Here is a 15016-nt window from a genome sequence, read left to right on the forward strand (position 1 = left end):
GCCGCGATGACCGGGACGGCCGCCGACCGGGTGCTCACCCCACTGCGCTCCCGGCTGATCGAGACGCTCGCCGGGCGCTCCGACGAGGTGCCCGCGTGGATCCTCCGGCTGGAGGAGGGCGAGGACGCGGGCTTCTTCGGACCGGGGAGCGCATCCTGGGCCGTCCACGGCGGCATGCCCACACTCGTGGCCGGTGTCCGGGCCCTGCTGCTGCAGGCGCTGCATCCCGGGGCTCTCGCCGGCGTCCGCGACTTCTCCCGCTACCGCGAGGACCCGCTGGGGCGCCTGGCCGGCACGATCCAGTGGATCCACACCGTCACCTTCGGCAGCCGCGACCAGGCCGTGGCGGGCTCGGAGATGGTGCGCTCCCTGCATCGCCGCGTCACCGGTACATTCGTCGACGGCCACGGCGTGACGCGTCCGTACTCCGCCAACGACCCGGAGCTGGCGCGGTGGGTGCACCTCGCCTTCACCGACGCCTTCCTCACCGCGCACGAGCAGTGGGGCGGCGAGCTGCCCGGCGGCGCCGACGGCTACGTCGACGAGTGGGCGACGGCGGCCGAGCTGATGGGCGTCGAGGATGCGCCGCGCACGGCCTCCGCGCTCCGTGGTGAGATCGACGCCATCACCGATGCGGGGGAGCTGCGAGGCGGTCCCGAGGTGGAGGAGATCGTTCGCTTCATCCGCCGGGCGCCGCTCCGCCGCATGCTGCGGCCGTCGTATCGCATCCTGTTCCGGGCGGCGGTGTCGACGCTGGAGCCGCGCCACCGCGCCCTGCTGGGGCTGCCATCCACGCCGGTCGAGCGGATGCTGCCGCTGCACTCGGCGACGGGCGCCGTGCTCAGCGGTGCGCGGGTGCTGCTCGGCCCGCAGACGCAGGCCGAGCTGGCGGCGCGCCGACGGCTCGCACGGCTCGCCGGAGCGTGACCGGGTGCGACAGGATGTCCTCATGCAGGAAGACCTGACCGAACGCACCCGCACCGTCGTCTGGGAGGACCCGGCGCCCGGCGTCGCCGTGATGCCCACCATGAGCGGCCTGGACTACCTCCGGGCGATGATCCGCGGGGAGCTGCCGCCGCCTCCCATCGCGGAACTCATGCGCATGACGCTCGTTGCGGCCGAACCCGGCACGGCGACGTTCGTGTGCGACCCCGACGAGTCGCACTACAACCCGATCGGCACGGTGCACGGGGGGCTGATGTGCACGCTGCTCGACTCCGCGCTCGGCTGCGCGGTGCAGACGACGCTGCCGCAGGGGCAGGGCTACACGTCCATCGAGATCAAGGTCAACTACCTCCGCCCGGTCTACGCCCACACCGGGCAGCTGACCTGCACGGCGACCGTCACGAAGCCGGGCAATCGGGTCGCCTTCGCGGACGGCGTCATCACCGACGGCTCCGGCAAGACGGTCGCGACCGCCACGGGTTCGCTGCTGGTGTTCCCGATCGGGGGCTGAGCGCCCGTCCGGTCGCGTGTCAGCTCGCCTGCATTGCTAGCAGCTGGTCGCGGACCTTGCGACGGATCACCTTGCCGACGATCGAGCGGGGGAGCTCGTCCACCTGCACGACGTGCTTCGGCACCTTGTACGGCGTGAGGCAGTCCCGGCCGTAGGCGCGGATGGCCTCCTCGTCGAACGAGGCGCCCTTCTCCATGACGACCGCGGCCACGACATCCTCGCCGCCGCGGCGGTGCGGGAGCCCGACCACGGCGACGTCCTCGACCCCGGGGAAGGAGCGCAGCGCGTCCTCCACCTCGGTGGGGGAGACGTTGAAGCCGCCGGTGACGATCAGCTCCTTGATGCGGTCGACGATGCGGACGAAGCCGTCCTCATCCATCGTCACGATGTCGCCCGTCCGGAACCAGCCGTCCGGGGTGAGCACGTGCGCCGTCTCGTCCGGCTTGCGCCAGTAGCCGCTGAACACCTGCGGTCCGCGCGCCAGCAGCTCGCCCTCCTCGCCGAAGGGGCGGTCCGACGACGGGTCGTCCGGGTCGGCCACGCGCAGCTCGGTGCTCGGCAGCGGCAGTCCGACCGTGCCCTCGCGCCGGGTGGCGCCGACGGGGTTCGCCATCAGGACCGGGGAGCACTCGGACAGGCCGTAGCCCTCGACGAGGTACCCGCCGGTCTTCTCCTCCCAGAGGTCGACGATGCCCTGCGGCAGGCTCATGGCCCCGGAGATCGCGATCTCGATGCCCGACAGCGAGACCTTCCGCTTGTCGGCCGCCTGCACCAGCCGCTCGTAGATCGGCGGGACCGCGGGCAGGAAGGTCGCCGGATGCTTCTTCACCACATCCAGCACCAGGTCCGGGTCGAACTTGGGGAAGAGCACGAGCCGCGCGCCCATGCTCATCGCGAAGGTGAGGCAGAGGGTCAGTCCGTAGGCGTGGAACAGCGGGAGGACGGCGTAGACCACCGAGGTGCCGCGCTCGATGGTGGGCACCCACGCGCGGGACTGCGCCGCGTTCACCGTGAGGTTGCCGTGGCTCAGCATCGCGCCCTTCGGGCGTCCCGTCGTGCCGGAGGTGTACTGGATGAGCGCGAGGTCGTCGCGCTCGGGCCGGGGCACCGACGCCTTGATGCGGCGGGAGGCGACCAGCGAGTCCCACGTGATCGTTCCGGACACCTTCGCGGTCAGCTGTTCGCGCGCCTTGCGCGCCGCCGGCACCGGCAGCCGCAGGGCGAACCGCTTCGAGGCGGGCATCGCACGGGTCAGATCGACGGAGACGATCGTGGTGACGCCGAGATCGGCGGGGAGCTCCTGCACGGTCGCGGCGACTTTGTCCCAGACGATCGCGACCGTCGCGCCGTGGTCCTCGAACTGGTGGCGCAGCTCCCGCGGCGTATACAGCGGGTTGTGCTCCACGACCACCGCACCGAGGCGCAGCACGGCGTAGAACGCGGCGACGTGCTGCGGGCAGTTCGGCAGCACGAGTGCGACCCGGTCGCCCTTCGACACGCCGAGCTTGCGGAGGCCCTCCGCCGCACGGGCGATCTGGTCGCCGAGCTCGGCGTAGGTGGTGGTCGCGCCGAAGAACTCCAGCGCGACATGGCGCCCGTAGGTGCTCACGGACTCCTCGATGAGGTGCGAGAGGGACCCCTCGGGCACCTCCACCTCGGCGGGGACGCCGGGCGCATAGCCCGACACCCACGGCTTCGCGCTGTACGGGGACGGATCGCTCGTCACGCTGTCGCTCGTCACGCCCGCAAGCCTACGCGGAGGCGACCAGCGCCCGCACGGCATCCTCGATGGGGGTGTCGCCGCCGACGACCTCCCACTGGTGTCCGATCGTGGCCGGCTCGTGGAGTGCGAGCGCGATCAGGCGCGCGACGTCCTCGCGGGCGATGCTGCCGCGGGGGACGCTGTCGCCGAGGGTCACGCGGCCCGTGCCCTCGTCGGTCGTGAGGCCGCCCGGGCGCAGGATGGTCCAGTCGAGGCCCGACTCGCGGAGCGCCGCATCCGCGTCGCGCTTGGCCTCGACGTAGGCCTTCCACACCGGGTCGGAGTCGTCGACGGGTGCGTCGACGCCCCAGGCGGAGACCTGCACGAAACGGCGGACGCCCGCCTGACGGGCGGCCTCCTGCGCGAGGACCGACCCGCCGTAGTCGACGGTGCGCTTGCGCTCGATGCCGGAGCCCGGACCGGCGCCCGCCGAGAACACGACGGCATCGCAGCCCTCGATCGCGCCGGCGAGGGCCGCCGCGTCGGAGTGCTCGATGTCGAGCAGGACGCCCTCCCCGCCGAGGCGGTAGACGTCGTCGGCGTGCTCGTCGTTCCGGACGACGCCGACGAAGTCGTCGCCGAGGTCGTAGAGCACCCGCATCAGCTGCTGGGCGACTTTTCCATGGGCACCGATGATCGCGACTCGAGTCATGCGTCCATCCTTCCACCGCCGTGCCTCGCCGTGGGCGCACTACCCCCGGGCCCGCTGGCGCCCAGTCGTGAGTGGATGCGCGAATCCGCGACGGATTCGGGCATGTGCTCACGACTCGCTGCTCCCGCGGGCGCATGGCGGCATGCGCGATCGTCGGAAAGTGGGGTCGGAATCTCCGACGCAACGCTCTGAAGCGGGAGATTCCGCGCCGGATCGGCCGGATCTCCCACGCACGCGCGCGAATCTCCGACGCACGCGCTCGGATCTCGTGGCGCGAGCGGGCAGGCGGCTCGCTGACGGCTGTGCGACACGCGTCCGCCGGGCGCGAACGCTCTGGGCCGCGAGCCCGCGCTCTGTTACGGTCGTCACCATGACAGCCCTGCTCGAACTCCTCGGACGCGCCTTCGCGTCCGGCGTGGGTTCGCTCGGCCTCGGGCACGTCGGCGGCAGCACCGCCGGCTTCGTCGCCCTGGCCGGTGTCGCGGGTGCGCTCGGTCTCGTCGCGGTGCTCGCCGCGGCCGCGGTGCGGTCCGTGGCGGCCCTCGCCGCCTCGCTGCGCGTGCGGCCGGTGTGGTCGCGGCCGGTCGAGCCGGCCGCGGGCTGGCTCGCCGAAGGGCCGTCGGATCCGGCGGCCGACGGACGGCCGCGTCCCCGAGCACCCGGCTTCTCTCTGCCGGTCGCGTAGCGCGCGCCGGGCCCAAACGGGTCTACGGCGCCCCCGTGACCAGACGCGTCCTCACTCCGACGACTCGCAGGGATCACTCACACCATGGACTTCTTCTCCTGGCCGCCGATTGCGGCCATCCTCGACGGCGCCTACGGCCTCGTCACCGGCCTCTCGGCCACCGTCGCCCCGTTCGCGGGCACGCTCTCCGGACTTCTCGCGGTCGCGATGCTGACCGTCCTCGTCCGCGTACTCCTCATCCCCGTCGGCGTCAGCCAGGTGCGCGCCGAGTATGCCCGGCGCCGGCTCGCCCCGCAGCTGGCCGAGCTGCAGCGGCGCCACTCGGGCGACCGCGAGACGCTCGCCCAGAAGACGATGGAGCTGTATCGGGCCGAGCAGGTCTCCCCGTTCGCCGGGATGCTGCCGCTGCTCGCGCAGATCCCGGTCGTCACGCTCGTCTACGCGATCTTCACGCACGCCACGATCGCGGGGCACGCCAACGCGCTGCTGGGCGAGCACGCGTTCGGGGCTCCGCTCGGTACGAGCTTCGTCGGGCTCACCGGCGCAGGCGCCGGAGTCTGGCCCGCGATGCTGGTGTACGTCGGCGTCCTCGCCCTGATCGCCGTCGTGACCACGGTGTCGCGCCGCGTGCTCACCCTGCCGCAGCCCGAAGGGTCGGCCGCGCCGGCCGGGATGGTGCGCGCGCTGTCCTTCCTGCCGTACGTGACGGTGCTGTTCGCGGCGTTCGTCCCGCTGGCGGCGGCGGTGTACATCCTCACCTCGACGGCGTGGACGGTCGCGGAGCGGTGGACGCTGCGCCGCCTCCTCGACCCCGCCCGCGGCGCGGGGGGAAGCGCGCGGCCGACGACGTCGCACTGACGCCCACCCGTCGTGCCGCGTGCTCTCGGAGCTTCCTCAGGCGCCGAAGTGCGAGCATGGAGCCATGCGGAAGCGTGGAGCGAAGGAGGGGCGGCCCGCCGGCGGGCCGTCGACGGACCGGATCCCGGGCCTCGGCGTGGGCGTGCAGGTGTACGTGCGCGAGCGGGAGCAGCCCGCGGCGGACGACTGGGTGGGGGAGCCCACCGGGGTCATCGTGGCACCCGGCGACCGCAACCTGCGCAACGTGTACGGTCCGGCGGACGGTTTCACGACCTGGACGGTCTCGTTCTTCGAGCCGCAGCGGCGGCGCGACGGCCGCGGTCCGTTCGAGCGGGCTGTGATCCCGGCGGCGCTGCTGGTCGCGGAGGAGCCGCTGAGCGACTGACGCGTCCGGGGACCCGCGCGACGGCTCCAGGACTTCTCCTGGGCCTCCCCAGGCGCCGCCTGGCATCCTCTGGCATCCTCTGGGACTGAACCGGTTCGGCTGCCACTACCTGCGCCGCCCGGGCGAACCTAGAATGTCGGCATGTTCGTCGAGGGCACCCTTCGATGGCAGGTCACGGAGGACTGCCCGTGGGACCTGCTGATGGCCCTCGCGGTGCGCGACCTCGCGGGACTGTCCGACCGGGTCCGCCCGACCCTCCCGGCGCTCGACCCGGCGGTCTCGCCGGCGCTCCGGCCGCAGCGCACCGGGGGGCCCGACCGCCGCATGCGGACGCGACCCGTGCCGCTGGGCGGCCCGGCCCGCTCGCAGCCGCACGGCGACGAGCCTGCGGATGGGACCGACGCGTCCGACCCGCTCGCGCGCCAGTGGCAGGCGTGGTTCGAGGTGGCGGCCGACCGGCACCGCCGGCTCACGGCGCCGCTGCTGCAGCCTCCCCACTTCGAGGCCTTCGACCGGGCGATCGACCTGCAGGACGCGATCATCACCCACTACGACGCGGCCGCCGGATGGGCGGCCGAGCGGCACGCCGAGTACGTCCGGTCGAGCGCGCAGAACCACGCGCAGCGGGCGGCCGACATCGTCGACGTGGTGCACGAGCGGGAGCACGAACTGCGGCGGCAGGCCGGCTACTTCCGCCTCGACATCGACGTGCTGCCGCTCGCGGAGGAGGGCGCCTGGATCGTCGGCCCCCACACGGTCGCCATCAGCGCCACGATGCGCGACGACTCGGTCGCCTTCCGCGACTGGCTGCGCCCCCTCGTCGCCGCCCTCGTCTGACCCGCCCAGACCGCGAGTGGTGAGTAAATGCTCGAATCCCGCACGGATTCGGGCATCCACTCACCACTCGATGCCAGAGCGCCCCGCGTTACGCGGGGCGCTTCGACGGCGACGTCGTGAGCGCCGGGTCCGTCTCCGCGACATCGCCGACCGCCTCGTCGATGCGCGCGAGCACGTCGCCGGACAGCCTGATGCCGGCGGCCTCCGCGTTCGACTTCACCTGCTCGGGGCGGGATGCGCCCACGATCGCGCCCGCGACGTTCGGGTTCTGCAGCACCCAGGCGACGGCGAGCTGCGCCATGGTGATGCCGAGCTCGTCCGCGATCGGCTGCAGCCCTTGGACGGCCGTGAGCACGTCCTCGCGCAGGAAGCTGCGGATCGCGTCCGCCCCGCCCTTGTCGTCGGCGGCGCGGCTGCCCTCCGGCGCCTCCTGTCCCGGCTTGTACTTGCCGGTGAGCACGCCCTGGGCGACCGGCGACCAGACGATCTGCGAGATCCCGAGCTCGGCCGATGCGGGCACGACCTGCTTCTCGATCACGCGCCACAGCATCGAGTACTGCGGCTGGTTCGAGATGAGCTGGATGCCGAGATCCTTCGCCAGTGCGTGTCCGGCGCGCAGCTGGTCGGCCGTCCACTCGCTGACGCCGATGTAGAGCGCCTTTCCCTGGCGGACGACGTCCGCGAAGGCCTGCATGGTCTCCTCCAGCGGCGTCTCCGAGTCGTAGCGGTGCGCCTGGTAGAGGTCGACGTAGTCGGTTCCGAGGCGCTGCAGCGAGCCGTCGATCGACTCCAGGATGTGTTTCCGCGAGAGCCCGACGTCGTTGTGACCCTTCGGGCCGGTCGGCCAGTAGACCTTGGTGAAGATCTCGAGGGACTGGCGGCGCTCGCCCTTCAGCGCATCCCCGAGCACCTGCTCGGCGACCGTGTTGGCGTACGCGTCGGCCGTGTCGAAGGTCGTGATGCCGGCGTCGAGGGCCGCGCGCACCGACTGCGTCGCGGTGTCGTTCTCCACCTGGGATCCGTGGGTGAGCCAGTTGCCGTAGATGATCTCGGAGATCTTGAGTCCGCTGTTGCCGAGGTACCTGAATTCCATTGCTCCAACGTATCCCCGTTCGCGCGCATGTCGGCGGCTGGTGAGAAGCTGGGGGTGTGGGACGAGCGGACGGCAGCCAGCGGCAGGTGAGCGCGGCCGACGTCGACGACTCGGAGGCCGCCATCCTGCACGTCGACATGGATGCGTTCTTCGCCTCGGTCGAACTGCTCGAGCGTCCGGACGCGCGCGGCAAGCCCGCGATCGTCGGGCACGCGGGCGGGCGCGGCGTGGTCACGAGCGCCACGTACGAGGCGCGGCGCTACGGCGTCCGCAGCGCGATGCCGATGTCGCAGGCGATTCGTCTCTGCCCGAACGCGATCATCCTGCCGCCGCACTACGAGCGGTACACCGAGTACTCCGCGAAGGTCATGGAGATCTTCCACGAGGTGACCCCGCTGGTGGAGCCGTTGAGCATCGACGAGGCGTTCCTCGACGTCTCGGGGGCGCGCCGCCTGCTCGGCTCGCCACGCCGGATCGCGGAGCTCATCCGCTCCCGCGTGCAGGAGGAGACGGGCCTCACCTGCTCGGTCGGCGTCGCCGCCACGAAGTTCATGGCCAAGCTGGCCTCGGGACGGGCCAAGCCGGACGGACTGCTGGTGATCCCGCGGTCCGAGACGCTGAGCTTCCTGCGTCCGCTCCCGGTCGGCGCGCTGTGGGGCGTGGGGGCGAGCACCCAGTCGTCGCTGGAGCGGATGGGGCTGCTCACCGTCGCCGACCTCGCCGACGCGCCGCTGCACGTGCTCCAGAAGGCCGTCGGGGACGCGAGTGGCCGTCGCCTGCACGAGCTCGCGAACGGACGTGACCCGCGGCGGGTCGTCACCGAGTCGCGCGAGAAGAGCATCGGGCATGAGAACACCTTCGGCACGGATGTCGGCGACCTGGATGTGCTGCGCCGCGAGTTCCTGCGGCTCTCCGGCCGCGTCGGCGAGCGGCTGCGAACGCACGGGATGGTGGCCCGGACGGTGTCGATCAAGGTGCGGTTCGCCGACTTCCGCACCATCACCCGCTCCCGCACGTTGGCGGAGCCGACGAACGTCGGCCGGCGGCTCTTCGAGGAGGCGTGGGACGTCTTCGACCTCCTCGGCCTGGACGTGCGGCAGACGCCGTTGCGGCTCATCGGCGTCCGGGCGGAGCAGCTGCTCGACGCCGGCGGCGACGCGATCGCCCTGTGGGATCCGGACGAGGAGTGGCGCGAGACCGAACGGACATTGGATGCGGTGAGCGCCCGGTTCGGCCGCGGCGCCATCGGCCCGGCGTCGCTGGTGCGGCGCTCACGCGACGCCGACGAGGAGGAGCGCGACGGCCGCAACCCGAAGTACGTGAGCGACTGAGCGCGCGCCCTGTTCACCCGGGCGGCGGAGCGCTACCGTGGCCTCATGACGAACTTCTCGCTGAAACTCGCCGAGACCGTGAGCGGCTCCGGCATCAAGTCGGTCTACGGCGAGCCCGTCGTCGTCGACGGCACCACGATCGTGCCCGTCGCCGCGGTCCAGTTCGGCTTCGGAGCGGGCGGCGCCGGGGATGAGGACGCTCCCGGCGGCGCGGGCGGCGGCGGTGTCGCGATCCCGTTCGGCGCCTACATCTCGGACGAGCTCGGCGTGCGCTTCCGCCCGAACCTGATCACGCTGCTCGCGGTCGGCATCCCCTTCGTGTGGGTGGCCGGTCACGCGTGGTCGCGCGTGATCCGCGCCCTCAAGAAGTAGCGAGCGGTTCCGCTGCCGGCCGGGGACGTGCGTCGTCCCGGCTGGGGCTACACTGAGTGCGAACACGGGAGTCCGGTGAGCCGGGCTGAGAGGAGACTTCTCCAAGTCTCGACCGTCGAACCTGATCTGGGTCATGCCAGCGCAGGGAGGCAATTTCTCACATCCCGTGCCCTGTTCCATTTCGACTGAAAGGGCACGAACAGTGCACGCAACCATCTCCACCGTGGGCGCACGCCCGCGCACCCTCCGCTGGCGCGTCGTCGACATCGTCGTCGCCAGTGTGGTCGCCGTCGCATCCGGCGTCGTCTTCTGGGTCTGGGGCGTCGTCCAGAACCCGATCTCGGGGCCGATCGGCGCCGTCCTGCCCGGTTTCCAGGGCATCCTGAACGGTCCGTGGCTGTTCGCCGGGGTGCTCGTCGCCCTCATCGTGCGGAAGCCCGGCGCCGCCCTGTACGGCGAGCTGGTCGCCGCGATCGTGTCGGCCCTGATCGGCACGCAGTGGGGTTTCGCCACGCTGCTCTCCGGCGTGGTGCAGGGCCTGGGCGCCGAGATCGTCTTCGCGGCGTTCCTCTACGCCAACTGGCGGCTGGTGCCCGCGCTGCTGGCGGGCGCTGGCGCCGGCCTCGCCGAGTCGATCCTCGACCTCCTCTACTGGTACCCCGGCTCCAAGCCCGAGTTCGCGATCGTCTACGCGATCACCACGATCGTCTCGGGAGTCGTGGTCGCGGGACTCGGCTCCTGGCTCGTCGTGCGCGCCCTGGCACGCACCGGCGCGCTGAGCCGGTTCGCGGCGGGCCGTGAGGCGCACAAGGCTGCACGGGTCTGACGATCGGATCTGACGATCGTGGGTGACGGACTGCCGGTCCCGGCCGCCGTTCGGGTCGACGGCTGGGGCTGGCGCTACGCGGGGCGCAGCGGCTGGGCCGCACGCGGCGTGGACCTGCGCATCGAGCCGGGCGAGCGCGTGCTCCTGCTCGGCGCGTCCGGCGCGGGCAAGAGCACGCTGCTCGCGGGCCTGGCCGGGGTGCTGGGCGGCGAGGACGACGGCGAGTCGGAGGGCGCACTGACCGTGGCCGGCCGTCCGCCCGCGGAGACGCGGGGGACCGCCGGGCTGCTGCTGCAGGATCCCGACTCGCAGGTCATCCTCGCCCGGGTCGGCGACGACGTCGCCTTCGCCGGCGAGAACCTCGGCGCGCCGCGCGACGAGCTCTGGGCGCGCGTGCGCGAGTCGCTCGTCCGGGTCGGGCTCGACCTCCCGCTCGACACGCCGACCGCGCACCTCTCCGGCGGCCAGAAGCAGCGGCTGGCCCTGGCCGGCCTGCTGGCGATGCGCCCCGGCCTGCTGCTGCTCGACGAGCCGACCGCGAACCTCGACCCCGAGGGTGTGCTCGAGGTCCGGGATGCGGTGCGCGCGGCGCTCGACGCGGGCGGCGCGACCCTCGTCGTCGTCGAGCATCGCGTCGCCGTCTGGCGCGACCTGGTCACGCGCGTCGTCGTGCTCGGCGCCGACGGCGGGGTGCTCGCCGACGGGTCGCCGGATGCGGTGCTCCGGGATACGGCGGGGGAGTTGCGGCGGGCCGGTGTCTGGTTGCCGGACACTCCGATCCCCGAAGCGCCCCACGTCCCCGAGGGGGATGCGCTGCTCACCGCGCGTTCGCTCGCGGTGGGCCGCGGCCCGGCCGTCACACGCGGGCGGCATCGGGGCCGGCGATCCGGACGCTCGGATGTCGCGACTCGGGCCACACGGGTGGGTCCGGCGATCGATCTCGCGCTGCGCGAGGGGTCCGCCGTCGCCCTGGTCGGCCGCAACGGCGCTGGCAAGTCGACGCTCGCCCTCACCCTCGGCGGACTGCTGCCCCCGGTGGCGGGCGAGCTGACGGCCGAGCCGGCTCTCGCTTCCGGCGCCTCGCCGCATCCGGCCGACTGGCGGTCGCGCGACCTGCTCACCCGCATCGGGAGCGTGTTCCAGAACCCGGAGCACCAGTTGATCGCCTCCACGGTGCGCGACGAGCTCGCTGCGGGACCCCGGGCGCTCGGGCTGGCGCCGGGCGAGGTCGACGCGCGGGTGGAGGAGCTGCTGGTCCGCCTGGCGCTGGACGACCTCGCCGACGCGAACCCGTTCACGCTCTCCGGCGGCCAGAAGCGGCGGCTCTCCGTCGGAACCGCCCTCGCGACCCGTCCCCGGCTCCTGGTGCTCGACGAGCCCACCTTCGGCCAGGATGCGCGCACCTGGAGCGAGCTCGTCGCCCTGATCGCGGACCTGCGCGCCGAGGGTCACGCCGTGGTCGCCGCGACGCACGATGCGGAGTTCGTGGACGCCATGGGAGCCGCCCGGGTGCGGATGGATGCCGCGGAGGTGCGCGCATGACGCTCGTGGAGCCGCTGCGCACCGGACCGCTCGCGACGCTCAACCCCGTCGCCAAGCTCGGCGCGGCCCTCGTCGTGACCGTCGCATTGCTGCTGTCCATCGACCCGGTGTCGGCCGGCGTCGCGCTCGTTCTCGAGCTCGTGCTGCTCGCCTTCGCCGGCATCCCGCTTCGCACCGTGCTGGCGCGCACGGCGCCGGTCTGGGTCGCGGCGCCGCTCGCCGGCCTCACGACGCTGCTGTACGGGCAGACCTCCGGCACGGTCTACGTGCAGTGGTGGGCGGTCGAGATCAGCGACGGCTCGATCGCGCTCGCGCTGGCGACGACGCTGCGGGTGCTGGCGATCGGCCTCCCCGCCGTGCTGCTGTTCGTCACGATCGACCCGACCGACCTGGCCGACGGCCTCGGCCAGCTGCTGCGCCTGCCCGCGCGCTTCGTCATCGGCGCCCTCGCCGGCCTCCGCCTCGTCGGCCTCTTCGCCGAGGACTGGCGCGCGCTCACCCTGGCCCGCCGGGCGCGGGGCGTGGCGGAGTCGGGCGCGCTGCGCCGCTTCCTCGGGCAGGCGTTCGCGCTGTTCGTGCTCTCGCTGCGCCGTGGCACGAAACTGGCGACCGCGATGGAGGCGCGCGGCTTCGGCGCGCCCGGGCGGCGCACGTGGGCGCGGCCGTCGGTGTTCCGGGCGCGCGACTGGGCGGCGCTGGCCGTCGCCGTGCTCGTCGCGGCCTGCGCCGTGGGTGCCGCCGTGGCGACGGGGAGCTGGAATGCCCCGCTCGGCTGAGCTGGCGGCGCTGGATGCCGCGGTGGCCGCCGCCGCCGACGCCGCAGCCGCGAAAGGACGGACCCCGGTCGTGCTCATCGACGGCCCGAGCGGCGCCGGCAAGAGCTCGCTCGCGGACGCGCTCCTGGCCGCATGGCCGGCGACCGGCACGCCGCGGCTGGTGCGGATGGACGACCTCTACCCGGGCTGGGACGGCCTCGATGCGGGGAGCGAAGCGGTCGGGCGCGATCTGCTGGAGCCGCTGCGCGCATCCGGCTCGGGATTCTGGACCCGCTGGGACTGGAGCCGAAGCCGCCCCTCCGGCCGGGTCGCGGTGGAGGGGGCGGAACCCCTCGTCGTCGAAGGCTGCGGCGCCCTGTCCCGCCGGAACGCCGCCTCGGCGGACCTGACCGTCTGGCTGCAGGCCGACGACACGCTGCGCAAAGAGCGGGCCCTCGCCCGCGACGGGGAGACGTTCGCGGTCGAGTGGGACCGCTGGCAGCGGCAGTTCGACCGCTTCGTCGCCCGCGAGCATCCCCTCGGGCAGGCTGCTCTGGTGCTGGATGTGACGGGCGCCGATCTCACGGAGGGCCGCGCGGGGACTACGGTGGAGTCATGAGCGACGCACGACAGGACCCCGAGTACATCGTCGAATACGCCGACGGACCCCTCGTCGGACAGACCGACCGCCGCTTCCTGGTGGACGGGAAGCCGGACGAGCGGATCGGCGTGATCGCCGCCGTCGAGGGCCTCGAGTCGACCTTCTGGTACGTCGCGGCCGACCGGCGCGAGGTCGAGGGCCAGATCCATGTGACCTACCGGTTCGACCAGCCGGACTCCGACCCGGTGGCGGCCGACAAGGAAGACGAGTCGATCTTCGGCTTCGGCGCCTGAAGCAGCGTCTCTGCCGCACGCGACGCCCGGTCCCGCCGGGCTAGGCCCAGCCGAGTTCGTGCAGGCGGTCGTCGTCGATGCCGTAGAAGTGCGCGATCTCGTGCACGAGGGTGATGTGCACCTCGTCGCGGAGTTCGTCCTCGTCGGCGCTGATCGCGAGCAGCGGCTCGCGGTACAGCACGATGCGGTCGGGCATCTCACCGAACCCGTAGTCGCCGCGCTCGGTGAGCGCGACGCCGTCGTAGAGGCCGAGCAGGTCGAGCGAGCCGTCCTCCGGGCGGTCCTCGACCACGAACACGACGTTGTCGAGCCCGTCGACCATCTCGTCGGGCAGGCGGTCGAGCTCGTCGGCGACCAGCGCCTCGAACGCCTCGACGTCCAGCTCCAGACTCATCGGACCTCCCGGCTCATCGGCACTACGGGCTCGCGGCTCACCACGCCGCAGCGACGGCGGCGTGCAGGTCGAGGAGGCCGTCGGTGCGCTCGCTCGGCCCGCGGCCGAAGCCGCACTCCGTGCCGACCCCGAACGCCGTGACCGCGGTCGCGGCGGCCTCGGCGCGGCGCCGCGCGCCCTCCACGCAGTCCTCGTGGTGCAGCAGGCCCAGGTAGAGCTCGGTCCCCTCGGGAACCGCGACCCCGGCGAGCGGCGCGAAGTACGCCTCGTCGTCCCGCTCGATCGGAACGGGCAGGTGCACCCAGGTGACCGGTCGCGGAGCACGGCTCAGGATGCCGCCCAGCACGTCCGCGAGCCGGCCGGCGTCGGCGGGCTGCACGAAGTGCTGCTCCTCGACGTCGCCATAGCAGAGGTGATAGCCCAGCTCCACGTCGACCGGAACGGCCGCGGCCTGGCGTTCGGCGCGCTCGAGCACCCCGGCGAGCACGTCGTCGCCGAACCACGACGGCATCCGGCCCTCGAGCAGGGCGAACTCGACCGCGGTGTCCCACTGGATGGCGAGTTCGTCGTGCGGGATGCCTGTCAGGATGCGGTCCAGCTCACCGAACAGCGCGCGCTCGTAGGCGGGTTCGATCGCCGCGCGGTCCTCCGGCACGATGAACGGGCCCACGACCCCCGCCGGCGTCGGCAACGAGACCTGGAAACGTGTGCCGGGCGGGATGACTCCCTCGGAGCGCAGCCGCTCGAACACGGCGTAGGAGTCGAGCGCCGCGTCGGCGTAACCCAGGTTCGGGAACTCGAGGTCGTCGGCGCTCACGCCCGGGTCGAGGCGGAAGGGGCGCCCGTCGAACCGACCGCGAAGCAGCGAGGGCGGCACGTCGATGCGCGAGATGCCCGCCATCGTGTCGAGGCGTGCGGTCTGGAACTGCACCCAATAGAACCGTTCGCCGACCTCGCCGTCCGGGATGCGGCGCATCCGGTCGCCGAGGTGCCCGCTCACCGTGCGGAACACGGTCTCGGCGTCGGGCAGGTTGACGCTGCCGACGAGGTGGGCTCCACGGATGACAGGGGAGACGGTCTGAGATTCGGGGCTGCTCGTGCTCACCCGCGGAGTCTATCGGCGGGCGCGGACAGCACGGCGACGGCAAGCAGAACGGCGGCCGGGGAGAGAACC

Annotated in this window: 18 protein-coding genes and 1 riboswitch; of the genes, 13 read left to right on the forward strand and 5 right to left on the reverse strand. The window is 72.8% G+C overall.

Translation table 11 applies throughout. The annotated features are described in order from the left end of the window. Positions 1–6 precede the first annotated feature (6 nt). Together ACTJI1_RS18080 and ACTJI1_RS18085 are read left to right on the forward strand one after the other, a co-directional pair. Complete coding sequence (locus tag ACTJI1_RS18080; RefSeq protein WP_440743701.1) at positions 7–927, forward strand: oxygenase MpaB family protein; 921 nt, start codon at positions 7–9, stop codon at positions 925–927. 22 nt (positions 928–949) lie between these two features. Then, the gene (locus ACTJI1_RS18085) at positions 950–1456 is read left to right on the forward strand and encodes a PaaI family thioesterase (RefSeq protein ID WP_440743702.1); all 507 of its coding nucleotides are present in this window, start codon (positions 950–952) and stop codon (positions 1454–1456) included. 19 nt (positions 1457–1475) lie between these two features. Here ACTJI1_RS18085 and ACTJI1_RS18090 read toward each other — a convergent pair whose 3' ends face one another. Together ACTJI1_RS18090 and ACTJI1_RS18095 are read right to left on the reverse strand one after the other, a co-directional pair. After that, positions 1476–3197: a long-chain-fatty-acid--CoA ligase gene (locus ACTJI1_RS18090; protein ID WP_440743703.1), complete on the reverse strand. Its 1722-nt coding sequence runs from the start codon at positions 3195–3197 to the stop codon at positions 1476–1478. Positions 3198–3207: 10 nt separating this feature from the next. Next, entirely contained in the window at positions 3208–3870 is a 663-nt protein-coding gene (locus ACTJI1_RS18095; RefSeq protein WP_440743704.1) for an SDR family oxidoreductase, read from the reverse strand. A gap of 370 nt (positions 3871–4240) precedes the next feature. On the opposite strand from ACTJI1_RS18095, the gene ACTJI1_RS18100 reads away from it, so the two are divergent. The 4 genes from ACTJI1_RS18100 to ACTJI1_RS18115 all read left to right on the forward strand — a co-directional run bounded on the left by ACTJI1_RS18100 (position 4241) and on the right by ACTJI1_RS18115 (position 6635). Further along, positions 4241–4555, forward strand: a complete 315-nt coding sequence (locus tag ACTJI1_RS18100) for a DUF6412 domain-containing protein (RefSeq protein ID WP_440743705.1) — start codon at positions 4241–4243, stop codon at positions 4553–4555. 84 nt (positions 4556–4639) lie between these two features. Beyond that, complete coding sequence (locus ACTJI1_RS18105) at positions 4640–5413, forward strand: YidC/Oxa1 family membrane protein insertase (RefSeq protein ID WP_310128912.1); 774 nt, start codon at positions 4640–4642, stop codon at positions 5411–5413. 64 nt (positions 5414–5477) lie between these two features. Further along, entirely contained in the window at positions 5478–5798 is a 321-nt protein-coding gene (locus ACTJI1_RS18110; RefSeq protein ID WP_440743706.1) for a hypothetical protein, read from the forward strand. Between the two features lie 141 nt (positions 5799–5939). Further along, on the forward strand, positions 5940–6635 hold the full coding sequence (locus tag ACTJI1_RS18115) for a hypothetical protein (protein ID WP_440743707.1): 696 nt from the start codon (positions 5940–5942) through the stop codon (positions 6633–6635). 88 nt (positions 6636–6723) lie between these two features. On the opposite strand, the gene ACTJI1_RS18120 is transcribed toward ACTJI1_RS18115, so the two are convergent. Then, complete coding sequence (locus tag ACTJI1_RS18120; protein WP_440743708.1) at positions 6724–7728, reverse strand: aldo/keto reductase family protein; 1005 nt, start codon at positions 7726–7728, stop codon at positions 6724–6726. A gap of 56 nt (positions 7729–7784) precedes the next feature. Between ACTJI1_RS18120 and ACTJI1_RS18125 the strand changes: the two genes are divergently transcribed. The 7 genes from ACTJI1_RS18125 (at position 7785) to ACTJI1_RS18155 (ending at position 13448) form a co-directional block, all read left to right on the forward strand. Beyond that, positions 7785–9059: a DNA polymerase IV gene (locus tag ACTJI1_RS18125; RefSeq protein WP_310128917.1), complete on the forward strand. Its 1275-nt coding sequence runs from the start codon at positions 7785–7787 to the stop codon at positions 9057–9059. A 45-nt stretch (positions 9060–9104) separates the two neighbouring features. After that, positions 9105–9431 carry a spore germination protein GerW family protein gene (locus tag ACTJI1_RS18130; RefSeq protein ID WP_310128918.1) on the forward strand — a complete coding sequence of 109 codons (327 nt, stop codon included), beginning with the start codon at positions 9105–9107 and terminating at the stop codon, positions 9429–9431. 54 nt (positions 9432–9485) lie between these two features. Further along, positions 9486–9593: riboswitch (TPP riboswitch) on the forward strand. A gap of 40 nt (positions 9594–9633) precedes the next feature. After that, on the forward strand, positions 9634–10257 hold the full coding sequence (locus tag ACTJI1_RS18135) for an ECF transporter S component (RefSeq protein ID WP_440743709.1): 624 nt from the start codon (positions 9634–9636) through the stop codon (positions 10255–10257). Positions 10258–10275: 18 nt separating this feature from the next. Continuing rightward, positions 10276–11799: an ABC transporter ATP-binding protein gene (locus ACTJI1_RS18140; RefSeq protein WP_440743710.1), complete on the forward strand. Its 1524-nt coding sequence runs from the start codon at positions 10276–10278 to the stop codon at positions 11797–11799. Next, positions 11796–12575, forward strand: coding sequence for an energy-coupling factor transporter transmembrane component T family protein (locus tag ACTJI1_RS18145; RefSeq protein WP_440743711.1), 780 nt, complete (start codon positions 11796–11798; stop codon positions 12573–12575). The genes ACTJI1_RS18140 and ACTJI1_RS18145 overlap by 4 nt, the downstream gene beginning before the upstream one ends. Then, entirely contained in the window at positions 12559–13173 is a 615-nt protein-coding gene (locus ACTJI1_RS18150; protein ID WP_440743712.1) for an ATP-binding protein, read from the forward strand. Before ACTJI1_RS18145 ends, ACTJI1_RS18150 begins: the two co-directional genes overlap by 17 nt. Then, complete coding sequence (locus ACTJI1_RS18155; protein WP_310128927.1) at positions 13170–13448, forward strand: hypothetical protein; 279 nt, start codon at positions 13170–13172, stop codon at positions 13446–13448. The genes ACTJI1_RS18150 and ACTJI1_RS18155 overlap by 4 nt, the downstream gene beginning before the upstream one ends. Before the next feature lie 40 nt (positions 13449–13488). Here the strand turns inward: ACTJI1_RS18155 and ACTJI1_RS18160 are convergent, their stop codons facing one another. Together ACTJI1_RS18160 and ACTJI1_RS18165 are read right to left on the reverse strand one after the other, a co-directional pair. Next, positions 13489–13842 (reverse strand): metallopeptidase family protein, encoded by a 354-nt coding sequence (locus tag ACTJI1_RS18160; protein WP_310128930.1) that lies wholly within the window; start codon positions 13840–13842, stop codon positions 13489–13491. A 37-nt stretch (positions 13843–13879) separates the two neighbouring features. Next, positions 13880–14947 carry a hypothetical protein gene (locus ACTJI1_RS18165; protein WP_440743713.1) on the reverse strand — a complete coding sequence of 356 codons (1068 nt, stop codon included), beginning with the start codon at positions 14945–14947 and terminating at the stop codon, positions 13880–13882. Between the last annotated feature and the right edge of the window lie 69 nt (positions 14948–15016).

The sequence above is a fragment of the Leifsonia sp. 22587 genome, from assembly GCF_052044215.1.
Taxonomy (GTDB): Bacteria; Actinomycetota; Actinomycetes; order Actinomycetales; family Microbacteriaceae; genus Leifsonia; species Leifsonia shinshuensis_C.

Excerpts from the sequence above, each read along its gene's own strand:
- ACTJI1_RS18080 (WP_440743701.1), top strand. The coding sequence starts at position 7 with ATGACCGGGACGGCCGCCGACCGGGTGCTCACCCCACTGCGCTCCCGG.
- ACTJI1_RS18085 (WP_440743702.1), top strand. The coding sequence starts at position 950 with ATGCAGGAAGACCTGACCGAACGCACCCGCACCGTCGTCTGGGAGGAC.
- ACTJI1_RS18095 (WP_440743704.1), bottom strand. The coding sequence starts at position 3,870 with ATGACTCGAGTCGCGATCATCGGTGCCCATGGAAAAGTCGCCCAGCAG.
- ACTJI1_RS18100 (WP_440743705.1), top strand. The coding sequence starts at position 4,241 with ATGACAGCCCTGCTCGAACTCCTCGGACGCGCCTTCGCGTCCGGCGTG.
- ACTJI1_RS18105 (WP_310128912.1), top strand. The coding sequence starts at position 4,640 with ATGGACTTCTTCTCCTGGCCGCCGATTGCGGCCATCCTCGACGGCGCC.
- ACTJI1_RS18110 (WP_440743706.1), top strand. The coding sequence starts at position 5,478 with ATGCGGAAGCGTGGAGCGAAGGAGGGGCGGCCCGCCGGCGGGCCGTCG.
- ACTJI1_RS18115 (WP_440743707.1), top strand. The coding sequence starts at position 5,940 with ATGTTCGTCGAGGGCACCCTTCGATGGCAGGTCACGGAGGACTGCCCG.
- ACTJI1_RS18120 (WP_440743708.1), bottom strand. The coding sequence starts at position 7,728 with ATGGAATTCAGGTACCTCGGCAACAGCGGACTCAAGATCTCCGAGATC.
- ACTJI1_RS18130 (WP_310128918.1), top strand. The coding sequence starts at position 9,105 with ATGACGAACTTCTCGCTGAAACTCGCCGAGACCGTGAGCGGCTCCGGC.
- ACTJI1_RS18145 (WP_440743711.1), top strand. The coding sequence starts at position 11,796 with ATGACGCTCGTGGAGCCGCTGCGCACCGGACCGCTCGCGACGCTCAAC.
- ACTJI1_RS18150 (WP_440743712.1), top strand. The coding sequence starts at position 12,559 with ATGCCCCGCTCGGCTGAGCTGGCGGCGCTGGATGCCGCGGTGGCCGCC.
- ACTJI1_RS18155 (WP_310128927.1), top strand. The coding sequence starts at position 13,170 with ATGAGCGACGCACGACAGGACCCCGAGTACATCGTCGAATACGCCGAC.
- ACTJI1_RS18160 (WP_310128930.1), bottom strand. The coding sequence starts at position 13,842 with ATGAGTCTGGAGCTGGACGTCGAGGCGTTCGAGGCGCTGGTCGCCGAC.